Genomic DNA, 17371 nt, shown 5'->3' on the forward strand with positions numbered 1-17371 from the left:
AAAAATAAATGATATGATGTAGTTAATAGATTTCAGAGAGGAGATTCATAATGTCTCAAGAAAAGAAAGTGTTTAAAACTGAGTGGGCTGGAAGATCGTTAACGATTGAGACAGGACAATTAGCAAAACAAGCTAATGGTGCAGTTTTAGTGCGTTATGGAGATACGGTTGTATTATCTACGGCTGTAGCATCTAAAGAACCGCGTGATGGTGACTTTTTCCCATTAACAGTTAATTATGAAGAAAAAATGTATGCTGCTGGTAAAATTCCAGGAGGATTTAAAAAACGTGAAGGTCGTCCAGGAGATGAAGCAACATTAACTGCACGTTTAATTGATAGACCAATTCGACCACTTTTCCCTAAAGGATATCGACATGACGTTCAAATTATGAACACAGTACTAAGCGCTGATCCAGATTGTTCCCCTGAAATGGCTGCAATGATAGGTTCTTCAATGGCATTAAGTGTTTCAGATATTCCTTTCCAAGGACCAATTGCTGGTGTTAATGTAGGTTATGTTGATGGTAAATATGTAATTAACCCTACCGTTGAGGAAAAAGAAGTTTCACGTCTAGATTTAGAAGTTGCCGGTCATAAAGACGCTGTAAACATGGTAGAAGCTGGTGCAAGTGAAATAACTGAGAAAGAAATGTTAGAAGCTATTTTCTTCGGACATGATGAAATCAAACGTTTAGTAGCATTCCAAGAAGAAGTGGTAGCTCACATTCAACCTGTTAAAAAAGAATTTGTACCTGTAGAACGTGATGAAACACTGGTTTCAAGAGTTAAAACACTTACTGAAGAAAAAGGCTTAAAAGAAACAGTTTTAACATTTGATAAACAACAGCGTGACGAAAACTTGGATTCGTTAAAAGCTGAAATTGCAACTGAATTTGTTGACGAAGCAGATCCTGAAAATGAATTGTTAATTGATGAAGTTTATGCAATTTTAAATGACTTAGTTAAAGAAGAAGTACGTCGTCTTATCGCTGATGAAAAAATTAGACCTGATGGGCGTAAACCAGATGAAATTAGACCACTAGAATCTGAAGTTGGTTTATTACCACGAGCACATGGTTCAGGTTTATTTACACGTGGACAAACACAAGCTTTATCTGTACTAACATTAGGAGCATTAGGTGATTATCAACTTATTGATGGACTAGGTCCTGAACAAGAAAAACGATTCATGCATCATTACAACTTCCCTAATTTCTCTGTTGGAGAGACAGGACCAGTTAGAGCACCTGGTCGTCGTGAGATTGGACATGGTGCATTAGGCGAGAGAGCATTAAAATACATTATTCCAGATACAACTGAATTCCCTTACACTGTACGTATTGTAAGTGAAGTATTAGAATCTAACGGTTCATCTTCACAAGCATCAATTTGTGGTTCAACTTTAGCTTTAATGGATGCTGGTGTGCCAATTAAAGCGCCTGTTGCAGGTATAGCAATGGGGCTAGTTACACGTGAAGATAGTTATACGATTCTTACGGATATCCAAGGTATGGAAGATGCTTTAGGGGATATGGATTTTAAAGTTGCAGGTACAAAAGAAGGTATCACTGCGATACAAATGGACATTAAAATTGATGGTTTAACACGTGAAGTCATTGAAGAAGCTCTAGAACAAGCACGACAAGGTCGATTAGCGATAATGGATCACATGTTACAAACAATTGATCAACCACGTAAAGAATTAAGTGCTTATGCTCCTAAAGTGGAAATAATGCATATTAAACCTGATAAAATTAGAGACGTAATTGGACCAGGTGGTAAGAAAATTAATGAAATCATAGATGAAACTGGTGTTAAATTAGATATTGAACAAGATGGTACAATCTTCATAGGTGCAATTGATCAAGACATGATTAACCGTGCTCGTGAAATTATTGAAGATATCACACGTGAAGCGGAAGTAGGTCAAGTTTACAATGCAAAAGTTAAACGTATTGAAAAATATGGTGCTTTTGTAGAATTGTTTGCCGGTAAAGATGCTTTATTACACATCTCTCAAATTTCAAAAGAACGTATTAATAAAGTAGAGGATGTATTAAGTATAGGCGATTCAATTGAAGTGAAAATAACTGAAATTGACAAACAAGGTCGCGTAAATGCTTCTCATAAAGCATTAGATGAAAATAAATAATATTTTAAGACTAGGAGATTATCTTCCTAGTCTTTTATTAGTTTATAGGAATCATTAAAATTAAGAATTATATAATATCTAATACTAAATTCGATTGTTACTATAATGCCTCAAGAAATACTTTAATAGTGTACATCCAACATAAATTAAACTATAATAAATTATGAGTTTATATGGACGGGGATTTTATAATAGGAGGTAACATTTTGAGTTTAGTGAAAAAAAAGAATGACGATATTCGCATCATTCCACTTGGTGGTGTCGGCGAAATCGCAAAAAATATGTATATCGTTGAAGTAGACGATGAAATGTTTATGTTAGATGCGGGGTTAATGTTCCCAGAAGATGAAATGTTAGGTGTAGATATTGTAATTCCTGATATTCAATATGTCATTGAAAATAAAGAAAAACTAAAAGGTATCTTTCTAAGCCATGGTCATGAACACGCTATTGGTGCAGTTAGCTACATTTTAGAACAAATTGATGCACCAGTATATGGCTCTAAATTAACGTTAGCACTTGTTAAAGAAAATATGAAGTCACGTAATGTTAAAAAGAAAGTACGTTATTATACTGTAAATCATGATTCAGTAATGAGATTTAAAAATGTTAATATTACGTTCTTTAACACTACACACAGCATTCCTGATAGTTTAGGAATTTGCATTCATACTTCATACGGTTCAATCGTTTATACAGGTGAATTTAAATTTGATCAAAGTTTACAAGGACATTACACACCAGATATCAAACGTATGGCTGAAATAGCTGAAGATGGTGTCTTCGCATTAATCAGTGACTCAACAGAAGCTGAGAAACCTGGATATAATACACCTGAGAATGTTATAGAATCGCACATTTATGATGCTTTTGCGAAAGTACAAGGACGCTTAATTGTGTCATGCTATGCTTCAAACTTTATTAGAATTCAACAAGTATTGAACACTGCAAGCAAATTAAATCGTAAAGTTTCATTTTTAGGTCGTTCACTTGAAAGTTCGTTTAATATTGCACGTAAAATGGGATATTTTGACATTCCTAAAGACTTGTTAATCCCTATTAACGAAGTTGGAAATTATCCTAAAAATGAAGTCGTAATTATTGCCACTGGTATGGAAGGCGAACCTATCGAAGCATTGAGCCAAATGGCCCAACAGAAACACAAAATAATGAATATTGAAGAAGGCGATTCAGTATATTTAGCAATTACAGCATCAGCTAATATGGAAGTTATCATTGCTGATACACTGAATGAATTAGTGCGCGCAGGTGCATATATTATTCCTAACAATAAAAAGATTCATGCATCTAGTCATGGTTGCATGGAAGAATTAAAAATGATGATTAATATTATGAAACCTGAATACTTTATCCCTGTTCAAGGTGAATTTAAAATGCAAATTGCGCATGCTAAATTGGCTAACGAATCTGGTGTGGCGCCGGAGAAAATTTTCTTAGTCGAAAAGGGAGACGTTATTCATTACGACGGTAAAGATATGGTATTAAACGAGAAAGTTAATTCTGGCAATATTCTTATCGATGGTATTGGTGTAGGAGATGTCGGTAATATCGTATTGAGAGATCGTCATTTACTTGCAGAAGATGGTATTTTTATTGCAGTTGTTACATTGGATCCGAAAAATAGACGAATTGCTGCTGGTCCTGAAATTCAATCACGTGGCTTTGTATACGTCCGTGAAAGTGAAGAACTAATGAAGGAAGCAGAAGATAAGGTTCGTGAAATTGTTGAAGCAGGTCTTCAAGAGAAACGTATTGAGTGGTCTGACATCAAACAGAATATGCGAGATCAAATCAGTAAATTACTATTTGAAAGTACAAAACGTCGTCCAATGATTATTCCAGTTATTTCAGAAATTTAAGATATATACAATCCAAAAGAGGTCGGGACAACATCACAGTTGTGTAATAATTTAAAAGGTTATGTAAACTCATTACTTAAATTATTCACTTTAGTTTATGACGATAAGTCTAAATGTGGTTGGTATTGTTCCAACCTCTTTCATACTTTTAAAAATACTATTAATACATATCGGAATACTATAAATATTTGTATAAAAAGAAATACTAAGTGAGAAATAAAGAAGGTGTACTATTTTGCCACAAACTAAGAAAAAAACAACAACTCGTAAAAAGGGTGCAACAGCTCGTAAATCGACTAAGAAAAAGCAACAGAAAAAAGATAGCTCAATTCGCTATATCGTTGCAATCATTATAGTCATTTTGTCGGTTCTGGGAATGTTCCAATTAGGAATTGTTGGTCGAATGATTGATAGCTTTTTCAATTATTTGTTTGGAATGAGTCGCTATTTAACATACATATTACTAAGTTTGATTACAGTCTATATTGCAATGCAGAAGAAATTTCCTAAAACAAGACGGACTTTTGGGTTAATATCATTACAATTTGTCTTATTAATTACAACACAAATTATTTATCATTTTCAAAAAGGTGCAGTATCTGAAAGAGAACCTGTTTTATCCTATGTCTATAAGGCTTATGAACATAGTCATTTTCCGAATTTTGGTGGGGGATTAATAGGATTTTATTTACTTAAAATATTTATTCCACTCATTTCAATTGCCGGTGTCATCATTCTTACATTAATTTTATTAAGTTCTAGTATTATTTTATTGCTTAAACTTAGACATAGAGATGTTGTTAAAGCATCAATTGATAAAATGAGAAACTCAAGTCAAAGTGCATCATCTAATTTCAAAGTAAAAAGAGAACAAAACAAACTTAAAAAAGAAGAACGTCAACGTGAAAAAGAAGAAGAGCGTGAACGTCTACGACAACATAAATTAGAACAAGAACAACTTAAGTCAGAACAAATCAAAGATGTTAGTGATTTCCCTGAAGTTAGTACTGAACCAGAAGATATTCCTATATATGGACATAGTGAATCGCAAGAAAGTAAACAAACAACAACTAATAAACGTAAGAAAAGACGTTTTGGTTTAAATAGTGAAGATATTGATAAAGAGAATAGTAGTAACGATGAAACAAATCTAGAGGATGAAAATTTACCAGAGTCGAATTCAAATGATAATCATCAAATGAAAGGAACAATTTCCGAAGCTGGTGAAGAGTCAAATATGGCATATCACATTCCTCCATTATCATTACTTAATCAGCCAGCTAAGCAACAATCTACATCTAAGTCTGAAGTTCAACGTAAAGGCCAGATACTCGAATCAACAATGAAAAATTTTGGTGTAAATGCAAAAGTTAAGCAAATTAAAATTGGTCCAGCTGTTACACAATATGAAATCCAACCAGCCCAAGGAGTTAAGGTTAGTAAAATTGTTAATTTGCATAATGATATTGCACTCGCTTTGGCAGCGAAAGATGTACGAATTGAAGCACCAATTCCAGGTCGATCAGCTGTTGGTATAGAGGTACCCAATGATAAGATTTCTTTAGTTACGCTTAAAGAAGTTCTTGAATCTAAATTCCCAGCGAGTAATAAGCTGGAAGTTGGACTTGGTAGAGATATTTCTGGTGAACCAATGACAATTCAATTAAATGAAATGCCCCACCTATTAGTTGCAGGATCAACTGGTAGTGGTAAGTCAGTATGTATCAATGGCATTATTACTAGTATTCTTTTAAATGCAAAACCTCATGAAGTTAAACTTATGTTAATTGATCCTAAAATGGTGGAATTAAATGTTTATAATGGGGTGCCACATTTATTAATACCGGTAGTTACAAATCCACACAAAGCTTCTCAAGCATTAGAGAAGGTAGTTGCTGAAATGGAACGACGATATGATTTATTCCAGCATTCATCTACACGTAATATTGAAGGGTATAATAAATTTATACGCCGTCAGAATGAAGAACTTGATGAAAAACAAGCAGAATTACCTTATATAGTAGTCATTGTAGATGAGTTAGCTGATTTAATGATGGTTGCAGGCAAAGAAGTAGAGAACGCAATTCAACGTATCACTCAAATGGCTAGAGCAGCAGGCATTCATTTAATTGTTGCTACTCAAAGACCATCTGTAGATGTAATCACTGGTATAATCAAAAATAATATACCATCACGTATTGCGTTCGCAGTAAGTTCTCAAACTGACTCTAGAACAATTATAGGCTCTGGTGGAGCTGAAAAATTACTTGGTAAAGGTGATATGTTATATGTAGGAAATGGTGAATCAGCTCAAACGCGTGTACAAGGTGCTTTCTTAAGTGATCAAGAAGTGCAAGATGTAGTTAACTATGTTGTTGAACAACAAAAAGCAAATTATGTGAAAGAAATGGAACCAGATGCGCCAGTAGATAAATCAGAAATGAAGAGTGAAGACGCTTTATATGAAGATGCATATATATTTGTAATTGAACAACAGAAAGCTAGTACTTCACTATTGCAACGACAATTTAGGATTGGCTATAATCGTGCTTCTAGATTAATGGACGATTTGGAACGTAACCAAGTTATCGGACCACAAAAGGGTAGTAAACCTAGACAAGTATTAGTAAATTTAGATGATGAAGAGGTGTAAATGATGACAGAGTTAAACTCAGCTTTTAAAGTGAAAGAATATATTCTTAAGCAGATTAAAGAACAATCTTTAAAACCTGGTGATAAACTACCTAGCAATTTATCTATTGCTAGAGAATTAAATGTAAAAACTGATGATGTCTATGAAGCGATTGGTGAACTCATAACTGAACAAGTCTTGACAGATAACTTTGAAGAAGGACCAAGCGTAAAAACATTGCACCCCTTCTTCTATCCATTGAATAAATTATTTAGCATCAACGATATGATTAAAGAAGCTGGCTACCACTCAGGCACGGAATATTTAAGTTTAGAGCAACAACCTGCCTCCGTACTGGATGCACAAATGTTAGGTATCAATGATAAACAACCTATTACAATCATTGAACGACTGCGTACTGCCAACCACCAACCAGTAATTTATTGTTTAGATAAAATCGCAGAAGATTATCTAACATGTGCAGACTATCAAGTGAGCGATGGTTCTATGTTAAATGCAATAGAGACTAATACGGGACATAAAGTCGCTTCAGCTGAAACAGAGGTTGAAGCCATTAGTTATGAACCACATATTTCTGATATTCTAAACGCATCTCCACATGAAGGTTTAATGCTATTAAAGGTTGTACATTATGACGAAATGGGTAAACCTATTTTATACTCATTAAATTATGTGAAAAGCAGTCTAGTTAAATTTAAATTGACGCGTACAAAAATATAGAAACAATATTAAGGAGTGTGGATGAATGTTAGAACAACAAACTAATAATGAGCATCAAATACATATTGATGTGTTACCTACAGATAAATTTAAGACAACTTTGATTACCTTTAAATTTATGGCACCTTTAGAATATGAAACTATTACAGCACGATCATTGTTAAGCAAGTTGTTAATACGTGCTACAAAAAAATGGTCCACGGATAAAGCATTTAGTAAACATCTATCTGAACTATATGGTGCATACATACATAGTTTTGTCTCAAAATTTAAAGATAAACACGTTATCACTATCTCGTTAGAAATAGTTAACGAACGCTATTTAAAAGATTCACCCCCCTTATTTGAAAAAGGATTAAATGTACTATATGAAGTGATAATGAATCCACTTATAGAGAATAATGCCTTTAACACAACGTTTGTAAATCAAGAAAAATCATTATTATCAAAGAAAATTGAAGCTGTAATTGATAATAAAGCACAATATTCTTTCTTGAATTTATTAAAATATATGTTTAAAGATGAACCTTATCGTCATTTAGCGACAGGTCAGATTGAAAAAATTAGTACAATCACACCTGAAAATTTATATAATACATATCAAAACATGATTAGTAATGACCTATGTTCCATTTATGTAGTAGGTAACGTAAATAAACAAGAAGTTAAACAATTAATTCAATCTAAATTTACGATTAATCCATTTACAATAGCGAAAACTAATCAACTTAATTTAAAAGATTCAAGTTCAGAAACACAATATATAGTTGAAGAAGATGAAGTTGATCAAGCTAAATTAAATATGGGTTATCGTTTTCCAACACGATTCGGGGCAAATGATTATTATGCATTGGTTGTATTAAACACGATGTTCGGTGGCGATCCATCATCTGTATTATTTAATGAAGTGCGTGAAAAACAAAGTCTAGCATATTCAATACACTCTCAATTAGATGGTAAAAACGGTTATCTTTTTGTATTAAGCGGTGTTTCAGCAGATAAATATGAACTTGCTAAAGATACAATTTTAGAGGAGTTTGATAAGTTTAAACGCGGTGAATTTGATATAGATAAATTAGAACTTGCTAAAAAAATTATCATTTCTCATAGGCACGAAATAACCGATCGACCTAAAAGTATCATTGAGGTCATGCAAAATCAACTACTGTTAGATTATAAACAAACAGATGAAAACTACATAGATCACATTCAAAAAGTAACAAAGGATGATGTGATATCAATGGCTAATAAAGCAGAACTAGATACCATATATGTACTTACAAAGGGGGATCATTCTTAATGAGGGAAACATACTATGAACTGATTGATGAACGTGTTTTTGAACATGAATTAACTAATGGTTTACGTTTATTTGTTATCCCCAAAAATGGATTCCAAAAGACATTTGTAACGTATACTACTCAATTTGGCTCTCTTGATAATACTTTCAAACCTCATAATCAAAATGATTTTGTGACCGTACCAGACGGTGTCGCTCACTTTTTAGAGCATAAGTTATTTGAGAAAGATGATACTGAAGATTTATTCACTGCATTTGCCAATGACAATGCTCAAGTAAACGCATTTACTAGTTTTGATCGCACTAGCTATCTGTTCAGTGCAACAGATAATGTTGAAAGGAATATTTTAAGATTACTAGAAATGGTTGAAACGCCTTTCTTTTCTAAGGAAACGGTAGATAAAGAAAAAGGTATTATTGCTGAAGAAATAAAGATGTATCAGGAGCAACCTGGTTATAAAATTATGTTTAATACTTTACGTGCTATGTATCAAAAGCACCCTATTAAAGTTGATATAGCAGGAAGCGTTGAAAGCATTTATAACATTACTAAAGATGATTTATATTTATGTTATGAAACATTTTATCATCCATCAAATATGGTGTTATTTGTCGTCGGAGATGTCAATCCTGAAAACATACGTGACATAGTTGAAACTCATGAAAATAAAAGGGATAAGACGAATCAGCCTAGCATTGAACGAGCAACTGTTGATGAACCAACAAATGTTATAACACCTTTTGTTTCAGAAGAAATGAAATTACAATCTCCTAGATTAATGTTAGGTTTTAAAAATGAACCAACTGAAGCGTCACCACATGAATATGTACAACATGATTTAGAAATGACACTATTTTTCGAATTAATATTTGGTGAGGAAACTGAATTTTATCAGACTTTATTAAATGAAGATTTGATAGACGAAACTTTTGGATATCAATTTGTACTCGAACCTACATATTGTTTTTCAATTATTACAAGTGCAACGCAATATCCAGATAAGTTAAAAGAAGTGTTGTTAAGTGAGCTAAACAAGTATTGTGGTAATCTTGATGATCAAGAAGCATTTGAATTGTTGAAAAAACAATTTATTGGGGAATTTATTTCAAGTTTGAATTCACCTGAATATATTGCAAACCAATATTCTAAATTATACTTTGAGGGCGTCAGTGTATTCGATATGTTAGATATTATAGATAATATAACATTAGATAGTATTAACGAAACTGCCACTAAATTTTTAAATATCAATAATATGGTTGATAGTCGATTGGAGCCTAAAGCTTAATGAGAGCGTTAGTACTTGGTGGGTCAGGCACTATTGGAACAGCAATTGTAGAGCGTTTATTAGAAGAAGGTAATGAAGTAATTATTCAATATTTTCAATCAGATTTAAAAGCATTACAAGATAAGTACAAAGGGGAAGCAGTCGAATTTATACAAGCTGATTTGACGCAAAATATTGATTTGGAAACTACCTTTGCTCATATCAAATATTTAGATTGTTTGATATACAGTAGTGGTACAGCTTTGTATGGCTTATTGCAAGATATGTCAGATATAGATATTGATCTTAGTTATAACATTCATGTTAAGCAGTTAATTAGATGTTGTCGTTATTTTATAGACTTAATACGTCAAAGTGAGTTTGGTCGAATTATTGTTATTTCATCCATTTGGGGTGAAACAGGTGCGAGTATGGAAACAATTTACTCGGCAATGAAAAGTGCACAAATCGGTTTCGTAAAAGCGTTAAGTCAAGAATTAGCGATGACTAATGTCACTGTTAATGCTATCACGCCTGGTTTTGTAAGTGGAAATATGTCACAAGTTTTTAATTCAGATGAATTGAAAGCTATATTAGAAGAATTACCTCAGCAAAGAATGATCAATCCTTGTGAAATTGCGCATACGTGTGCTTATCTATGGAATCCTTTGGCGAAAAGTATTACTGGAACTGTTCAAAAAGTAAACGGCGCTTGGTACATTTAAGTTGTGACAATTGAGGATGTGATAGCATTTAACGTCACTATTCTATTAGCTATAGTAAATTTCCCTTACACATTAAAAAAAGATTTTTGAACCAAGTTCTAAATGCTATAATATGATTACTAATTTTAATATTCCGATGGTAGGTTACCATTTAAAACAAGGGGCGGATATTGATGACAGTAGCCGAAAAGAAAGAATGGTATCTTGAATATGAAATCACAGTTAACCGAGCAGGTTTACTGGGTGATATTTCGAGTTTACTTGGTATGTTAGGTATAAGTATCATTACGATTAACGGGGTTGATCAAGGTCGACGAGGGTTATTAATTAAAACGGACAGTCTTGAGAAAGTTAATCGCTTTGAACATATAATCAATGAGCTTAGTGAGATAGAAATTACTAAATTAAGAGTACCTGAATTACGTGATAGATTGGCTGTTAGACATGGACGTTATATTGAACAAGACGCCGATGATAAAAAAACTTTTCGTTTTGAACGTGAAGATTTAGGTTTATTGGTAGATTTTTTGGCAGAACTTTTTAAAGAGGAAGGTCATAAATTAATTGGTATCAGAGGTATGCCACGTGTCGGAAAAACGGAATCAATCGTAGCAGGAAGTGTATGTGCGCATAAGCGATGGCTATTTATTAGTTCTACATTGATTAAGCAAACTGTACGAAGCTCTCTTATTAAAGGAGAATATGATTCTAACCATGTTTATATTATTGATGGCGCTGTCACTGCTAGAGAATCAAACCCTAAGCATCAAGAATTAGTGCGTGAAGTAATGACCTTACCATCAATCAAAGTGGTTGAACATCCAGATTTATTTGTGGAATCGGGTAATTATAGCATGGATGATTTTGATTATATTATTGAATTAAGAGAAAATGAAAATCAAGAAATTGAATATGATCAAATGAAACAACAAACAGTTAAAAGTAAAAACTCGCTAGACTTTGGAGAAGACATGTTTGGCGGAGGATTTGGATTTTTTGAATAGTGGTTGTGGAGGCTTTTAAAAGTGAAGACAATTGGTGAAACATTAAAAGGTAGACGTGAAAGGCTAGGAATGACGTTAGCAGAATTAGAAGAGCGCACTCAAATTAAACGTGATACGTTGAAATTAATCGAACAAAATCAGTTTGATAAATTAGCTAAAGTTGATTACGCAGAGGGTTTTATTCGACGTTATGCGAGTGTGGTAAATATTGATTCACAACAACTGATTCAAGCGCATCAAGAGGAAATACCAGATAGTCAACATCAATTGAATGAACTTTTATATAGATATCATAATGATGACGCGCCTACATATCGTACTAAGAGTAAAGAACATTTACAATTAATGATAATTATTGGTGGCATTATTATAATAACTTTTATCTTATGGGTCTTAGCTGTGTTACTATTATAAAATGAGAGATAAATTTAGAAATGAGGCTTTAACATGAATATTCCAAATCAAATTACGGTTTTCAGAGTAATATTAATTCCGCTTTTCATATTATTTGCTCTAGTAAACTTTGGATTTGGCAATGTATCTATTTTAGGTGGATTTGAAATCCGTATTGAACAACTTATTGCTGCTATCATTTTCATTGTAGCTTCTTTAAGTGATTTCCTAGATGGGTACTTAGCTAGAAAATGGCAACTTGTAACTAATATGGGTAAATTCTTAGATCCCCTAGCTGACAAATTATTAGTTTCCAGTGCATTAATTGTTATGGTTCAATTAGGACTTACAAATTCAGTAGTAGCAATCATTATAATTGCACGTGAATTTGCTGTTACAGGATTACGTCTATTACAGATTGAACAAGGGTTTGTTAGTGCTGCTGGTCAATTAGGTAAAATTAAAACTGCTGTAACTATGGTTGCAATTATTTGGATTTTATTAGGTGATTTGTTAGCAACATGGATAGGCATTCAAATTGGACAAGTATTACTTTATATTGGTGTTTTATTCACGATTTTATCTGGTATTGAATACTTTTATAAAGGTAGAGATGTTTTCAAACATTAAATTAGTGAAATACAACCAAGAATGATAGTGATAGAAAGATAATTCTATTCCTATTTATTCTTGGTTTTTTAGTTCAATTTTTAGAATAAATGTCATACTTTGCATTATAATGATAGATGTTGTGCAAGAATTATCGTTAGGGGGATAAATGGACATGAATATTTCAATAATAGCTGTTGGATCTGAGTTATTATTAGGACAAATTGCTAATACGAATGGACAATATTTATCAAGATTATTTAATAGTATTGGTAAAAGCGTAGTCGAACATACTGTGATTGGCGATAATCCTCAAAGATTAGAGTATGTTATCAAAGAGGGGTTAAAACGTTTTGATACACTCGTGTTTACTGGGGGATTAGGACCTACAAAAGATGACTTAACAAAGCATACTGTTGCGAAGGTGCTTGGTAAAAATCTTGTGACAGATACGAATGCATTAGAATATATTGAGAATTATTTTAAAGAACAAGGACAAGAAATGACGCCCAATAATAAGCAACAAGCTTTGGTTATTGAAGGTGCAAAAGTATTACAAAACAATTATGGGATGGCACCTGGTATGTTGGTGGAATATGAAGATAAGAAAGTCATTTTGTTACCTGGCCCACCAAGTGAAATGCAACCAATGGCAAAGAATGAGTTATTACCTTATTTAATGGATGAAGATAGAGTTATACACTCAGAACAATTAAGATTCGCTGGAATTGGAGAATCTCAAGTTGAAACAGAGTTAATGGATTTAATTGATAGTCAAGAAAATCCAACTATTGCTCCATTAGCTGGTACGCATGAAGTTTATATTAGATTAACTGCTAATGCCAATACAGAAAATGAATGCAAAAAGTTAATTGAACCTACTAAAGAGAAGATTCTTGCAAGAATAGGTGACTATTATTACGGTTCGGATGATATCGTTATAGAACAAGCTTTGATGAATATTATAAATAAAAGTTTCAGTATATATGATGGTGTGACAAATGGTGCACTATATACACGTTTGAAAAACCAAGATTTAAATCATTTATTGAAAGGACAACTACCTGATTCATCAGTCTTTGTTTCTGATTTTGATGATATTCTAGATAAATTAAAATATGTATCTCAATATGTAAAAGATTTATATAAAACTGATTGGGGTATAGCGTTATTACACAATCAAGAACAAGTTTATCTTGGGTACTATGATGACAGTGTGTTTAAATATGAGACATTTAAAATGCCTCTAAAACGAAATATTTTAAAAAGCAGAAGTCAAAATTATGCCATGATAAATTTAATAAATTGGTTTAAATAGTTAATATTTTTGAAAACTAGAGCACTTATTTAGTACGTTTGTTCGATTTTGTCTTGTCTTTTATCGTTAAAAGCGAACAAATATTCGCAAAATACTTGTAATTAGATTCAATTAAATGTATAGTATTAATTAAGATATTAATACGATGATTAACTCGTTAATAGGAGGTTTCGCTTTGGATAATGATCGTCAAAAAGCTTTAGATACAGTTATAAAAAATATGGAAAAATCATTCGGTAAAGGTGCCGTTATGAAACTAGGCGATAATAAAGGACGCCGTGTTTCAAGTGTTTCAAGTGGTTCAGTTACATTAGATAACGCATTAGGTGTAGGTGGCTATCCTAAAGGTAGAATTATAGAGATTTATGGACCTGAAAGTTCTGGTAAAACAACAGTAGCTTTACATGCTATTGCAGAGGTACAAAAGAACGGTGGCGTTGCTGCATTTATCGACGCTGAACACGCGCTTGATCCGGTATATGCAGAAGCATTAGGTGTAGATATTGATAATTTATATCTATCACAACCAGACCATGGTGAACAAGGTTTAGAGATTGCTGAAGCTTTCGTTCGAAGTGGTGCGGTTGATATTGTAGTAGTTGACTCTGTTGCCGCATTAACACCTAAAGCAGAAATTGAAGGTGAAATGGGCGATACGCATGTAGGACTTCAAGCTCGTTTAATGTCACAGGCGTTACGTAAATTATCTGGTGCAATTTCAAAATCAAATACAACAGCCATTTTCATTAATCAAATTCGTGAAAAAGTTGGTGTAATGTTTGGTAACCCAGAAACTACACCTGGTGGACGTGCATTAAAATTCTATAGTTCTGTTCGTTTAGAAGTTCGTCGTGCTGAGCAGTTAAAACAAGGCCAAGAAATTGTTGGTAACAGAACTAAAATTAAAGTTGTCAAAAACAAAGTTGCACCACCTTTTAGAGTCGCTGAAGTAGATATTATGTATGGTCAAGGTATCTCTAAAGAAGGTGAATTGATTGATCTTGGTGTTGAAAATGACATCGTAGATAAATCAGGTGCATGGTACTCATATAATGGTGATCGAATGGGTCAAGGTAAAGAAAATGTAAAAATATACCTTAAAGAAAATCCTCAAGTTAAAGAAGAAATCGATCGTAAGTTACGAGAGAAACTTGGTATTTTCGATGGAGATGTTGATGAAAAAGAAGATGCACCGCAAACCTTATTCGATGAAGAATAGTATTTACAATTTTAATTATTGAAGTGAATATTTCGCTAACTATATAGCAATAAAGTTTTAGTAAAATACGTCAGTTCACTAAAATTCACTTTTATTATATGAAATAAGCCTGCTACATTTGATAAGATACCCTAGTATTAAGCATTGAATAAATGAAATACTAGGAGGCATTTTTTATCACTTAACATTGTAGTAGGATTTTTGTTTTTATATAAACTTACATATAGTAAGTAATATATGTAAATTCGAAATACAGTGCAATTTCATATCTTGACACTAACAAGTTAATAAACGTACAATTAATATGTATAATTATTATACATTTATAAAAATCATAAAGAGATTTTGATATACAAAGCAAATACCTAGAAAAAGGAGGTGTTTATGTGAATTTATTAAACCTCCTACTCATTTTGCTGGGGATTATTCTAGGGGTTGTTGTGGGGTATTTTGTAGCCCGAAATTTATTGCATCAAAAGCAATTACAAGCTAGACAAACTGCTGATGATATTATCAAGCAAGGTCAAAAAGAAGCTGATAATATCAAAAAGGAAAAATTATTAGAGGCAAAAGAAGAAAACCAAATCATAAGAGAACAAACTGAATCAGAACTACGTGAAAGACGTGGTGAGCTTCAAAGACAAGAAGCCCGACTTCTTCAAAAAGAGGAAAATTTAGATCGAAAATCTGATCTTCTCGATAAAAAAGATGAGATTTTAGAACAAAAAGAATCTAAACTTGAAGAAAGACAACAACAAGTAGATGCAAAAGAGAGTAGTGTTCAGACATTAATAATGAAGCATGAACAAGAACTAGAACGCATCTCCGGTCTCACTCAAGAAGAAGCTGTAAATGAACAACTTCAAAGGGTTGAAGAAGAACTGTCACAAGATATTGCAGTACTTGTTAAAGAAAAAGAGAAAGAAGCTAAAGAAAAAGTTGATAAAAAAGCAAATGAATTATTAGCTACTACCGTTCAAAGATTAGCTGCTGACCATACAACTGAATCAACAGTTTCAGTAGTTAATTTACCAAATGATGAGATGAAAGGTCGTATCATTGGTAGAGAAGGTAGAAATATTAGAACTTTAGAAACATTAACAGGTATTGATTTAATCATTGATGATACACCAGAAGCGGTTATTTTATCTGGTTTTGATCCAATTAGACGTGAAATCGCGCGTACAGCATTAGTTAATTTAGTCTCAGATGGACGCATCCATCCAGGCAGAATTGAAGAAATGGTAGATAAAGCTAGAAAAGAAGTAGATGACATTATTAGAGATGCTGGTGAACAAGCAACATTCGAAATCAATGTTCATAATATGCACCCAGACTTAGTTAAAGTCTTAGGTCGTCTAAATTATAGAACTAGTTATGGTCAAAACGTCTTGAAACATTCTATTGAAGTGGCGCATTTATCTGGAATGCTAGCTGCTGAACTAGGAGAAGATGTTAGCTTGGCCAAACGTGCTGGATTACTTCACGATGTTGGTAAAGCGATAGATCATGAGGTTGAAGGTAGCCACGTAGAAATAGGTGTTGAATTAGCTAAAAAATATGCAGAAAATGAAACTGTAATTAATGCTATTCACTCTCATCATGGTGATGTTGAACCAACTTCTATTATTTCAATTCTGGTAGCAGCTGCTGACGCATTATCTGCGGCTAGACCAGGTGCTCGTAAAGAAACGCTTGAAAACTATATACGTAGATTAGAACGCTTAGAAACACTTTCTGAAGGTTATGATGGTGTAGAAAAAGCATTCGCTATTCAAGCAGGTCGAGAAATTAGAGTTATTGTTTCCCCTGATGAAATAGATGACTTGAAGTCATACAGACTGGCTAAAGACATTAAAACGCAAATAGAAGATGAATTACAATATCCTGGTCACATCAAAGTGACAGTTGTAAGAGAGACAAGAGCAGTAGAGTATGCGAAATAGTTTTTAACAGATCCAAATTTTGGGTCTGTTTTTTCTTTTCAGTTAAAATTCAATTATTAATTGAATTTAATAAAGTAGGTGAAATGTTGTCATTAAAAAAGAGTGAGATTGAATTCATTACGAATTCATAGTCTCACTCCAAATAAATGACTAGAACCAAAAAGTACAAACTGATTGAGGACA

Annotated in this window: 13 protein-coding genes; all 13 read left to right on the top strand. The window is 32.9% G+C overall.

Translation table 11 applies throughout. The annotated features are described in order from the left end of the window. Positions 1-50 precede the first annotated feature (50 nt). Positions 51-2153 carry a polyribonucleotide nucleotidyltransferase gene (gene pnp, locus HMPREF2715_RS02470; RefSeq protein WP_070442333.1) on the top strand — a complete coding sequence of 701 codons (2103 nt, stop codon included), beginning with the start codon at positions 51-53 and terminating at the stop codon, positions 2151-2153. Between the two features lie 206 nt (positions 2154-2359). Then, positions 2360-4033, top strand: coding sequence for a ribonuclease J2 (gene rnjB, locus HMPREF2715_RS02475; protein WP_070442334.1), 1674 nt, complete (start codon positions 2360-2362; stop codon positions 4031-4033). Positions 4034-4268: 235 nt separating this feature from the next. Beyond that, entirely contained in the window at positions 4269-6686 is a 2418-nt protein-coding gene (locus HMPREF2715_RS02480) for a DNA translocase FtsK (RefSeq protein ID WP_070442336.1), read from the top strand. Positions 6687-6689: 3 nt separating this feature from the next. Next, positions 6690-7406, top strand: a complete 717-nt coding sequence (locus HMPREF2715_RS02485) for a GntR family transcriptional regulator (RefSeq protein ID WP_070442363.1) — start codon at positions 6690-6692, stop codon at positions 7404-7406. 25 nt (positions 7407-7431) lie between these two features. Further along, positions 7432-8706, top strand: coding sequence for an EF-P 5-aminopentanol modification-associated protein YfmF (gene yfmF / locus HMPREF2715_RS02490; protein WP_070485028.1), 1275 nt, complete (start codon positions 7432-7434; stop codon positions 8704-8706). After that, positions 8706-9995: an EF-P 5-aminopentanol modification-associated protein YfmH gene (gene yfmH / locus HMPREF2715_RS02495; RefSeq protein ID WP_016930682.1), complete on the top strand. Its 1290-nt coding sequence runs from the start codon at positions 8706-8708 to the stop codon at positions 9993-9995. Before yfmF ends, yfmH begins: the two co-directional genes overlap by 1 nt. After that, the gene (gene ymfI / locus HMPREF2715_RS02500; RefSeq protein WP_011275919.1) at positions 9995-10699 is read left to right on the top strand and encodes an elongation factor P 5-aminopentanone reductase; all 705 of its coding nucleotides are present in this window, start codon (positions 9995-9997) and stop codon (positions 10697-10699) included. Before yfmH ends, ymfI begins: the two co-directional genes overlap by 1 nt. Before the next feature lie 173 nt (positions 10700-10872). Next, entirely contained in the window at positions 10873-11703 is an 831-nt protein-coding gene (locus HMPREF2715_RS02505; protein WP_070442341.1) for a YmfK family protein, read from the top strand. Between the two features lie 21 nt (positions 11704-11724). Then, on the top strand, positions 11725-12117 hold the full coding sequence (locus HMPREF2715_RS02510; RefSeq protein WP_033080070.1) for a helix-turn-helix domain-containing protein: 393 nt from the start codon (positions 11725-11727) through the stop codon (positions 12115-12117). Positions 12118-12150: 33 nt separating this feature from the next. After that, the gene (gene pgsA, locus HMPREF2715_RS02515; protein ID WP_011275916.1) at positions 12151-12726 is read left to right on the top strand and encodes a CDP-diacylglycerol--glycerol-3-phosphate 3-phosphatidyltransferase; all 576 of its coding nucleotides are present in this window, start codon (positions 12151-12153) and stop codon (positions 12724-12726) included. 154 nt (positions 12727-12880) lie between these two features. Continuing rightward, positions 12881-14023 carry a CinA family nicotinamide mononucleotide deamidase-related protein gene (locus tag HMPREF2715_RS02520; protein WP_070442366.1) on the top strand — a complete coding sequence of 381 codons (1143 nt, stop codon included), beginning with the start codon at positions 12881-12883 and terminating at the stop codon, positions 14021-14023. Positions 14024-14198: 175 nt separating this feature from the next. Then, positions 14199-15242, top strand: coding sequence for a recombinase RecA (gene recA, locus HMPREF2715_RS02525; RefSeq protein WP_070442342.1), 1044 nt, complete (start codon positions 14199-14201; stop codon positions 15240-15242). 386 nt (positions 15243-15628) lie between these two features. Beyond that, positions 15629-17188, top strand: coding sequence for a ribonuclease Y (gene rny, locus HMPREF2715_RS02530; protein WP_070442345.1), 1560 nt, complete (start codon positions 15629-15631; stop codon positions 17186-17188). The last annotated feature ends 183 nt before the right edge of the window (positions 17189-17371 follow it).

Origin of the sequence: Staphylococcus sp. HMSC062A01 (assembly GCF_001836805.1) — a bacterium.
GTDB lineage: Bacteria > Bacillota > Bacilli > Staphylococcales > Staphylococcaceae > Staphylococcus > Staphylococcus haemolyticus.

What these genes read in the sequence shown, in the direction of transcription:
- yfmH (WP_016930682.1), top strand. Translation starts at nt 8,706, where the DNA reads ATGAGGGAAACATACTATGAACTGATTGATGAACGTGTTTTTGAACAT.
- HMPREF2715_RS02520 (WP_070442366.1), top strand. Translation starts at nt 12,881, where the DNA reads ATGAATATTTCAATAATAGCTGTTGGATCTGAGTTATTATTAGGACAA.
- pnp (WP_070442333.1), top strand. Translation starts at nt 51, where the DNA reads ATGTCTCAAGAAAAGAAAGTGTTTAAAACTGAGTGGGCTGGAAGATCG.
- HMPREF2715_RS02485 (WP_070442363.1), top strand. Translation starts at nt 6,690, where the DNA reads ATGACAGAGTTAAACTCAGCTTTTAAAGTGAAAGAATATATTCTTAAG.
- pgsA (WP_011275916.1), top strand. Translation starts at nt 12,151, where the DNA reads ATGAATATTCCAAATCAAATTACGGTTTTCAGAGTAATATTAATTCCG.
- ymfI (WP_011275919.1), top strand. Translation starts at nt 9,995, where the DNA reads ATGAGAGCGTTAGTACTTGGTGGGTCAGGCACTATTGGAACAGCAATT.
- yfmF (WP_070485028.1), top strand. Translation starts at nt 7,432, where the DNA reads ATGTTAGAACAACAAACTAATAATGAGCATCAAATACATATTGATGTG.
- HMPREF2715_RS02505 (WP_070442341.1), top strand. Translation starts at nt 10,873, where the DNA reads ATGACAGTAGCCGAAAAGAAAGAATGGTATCTTGAATATGAAATCACA.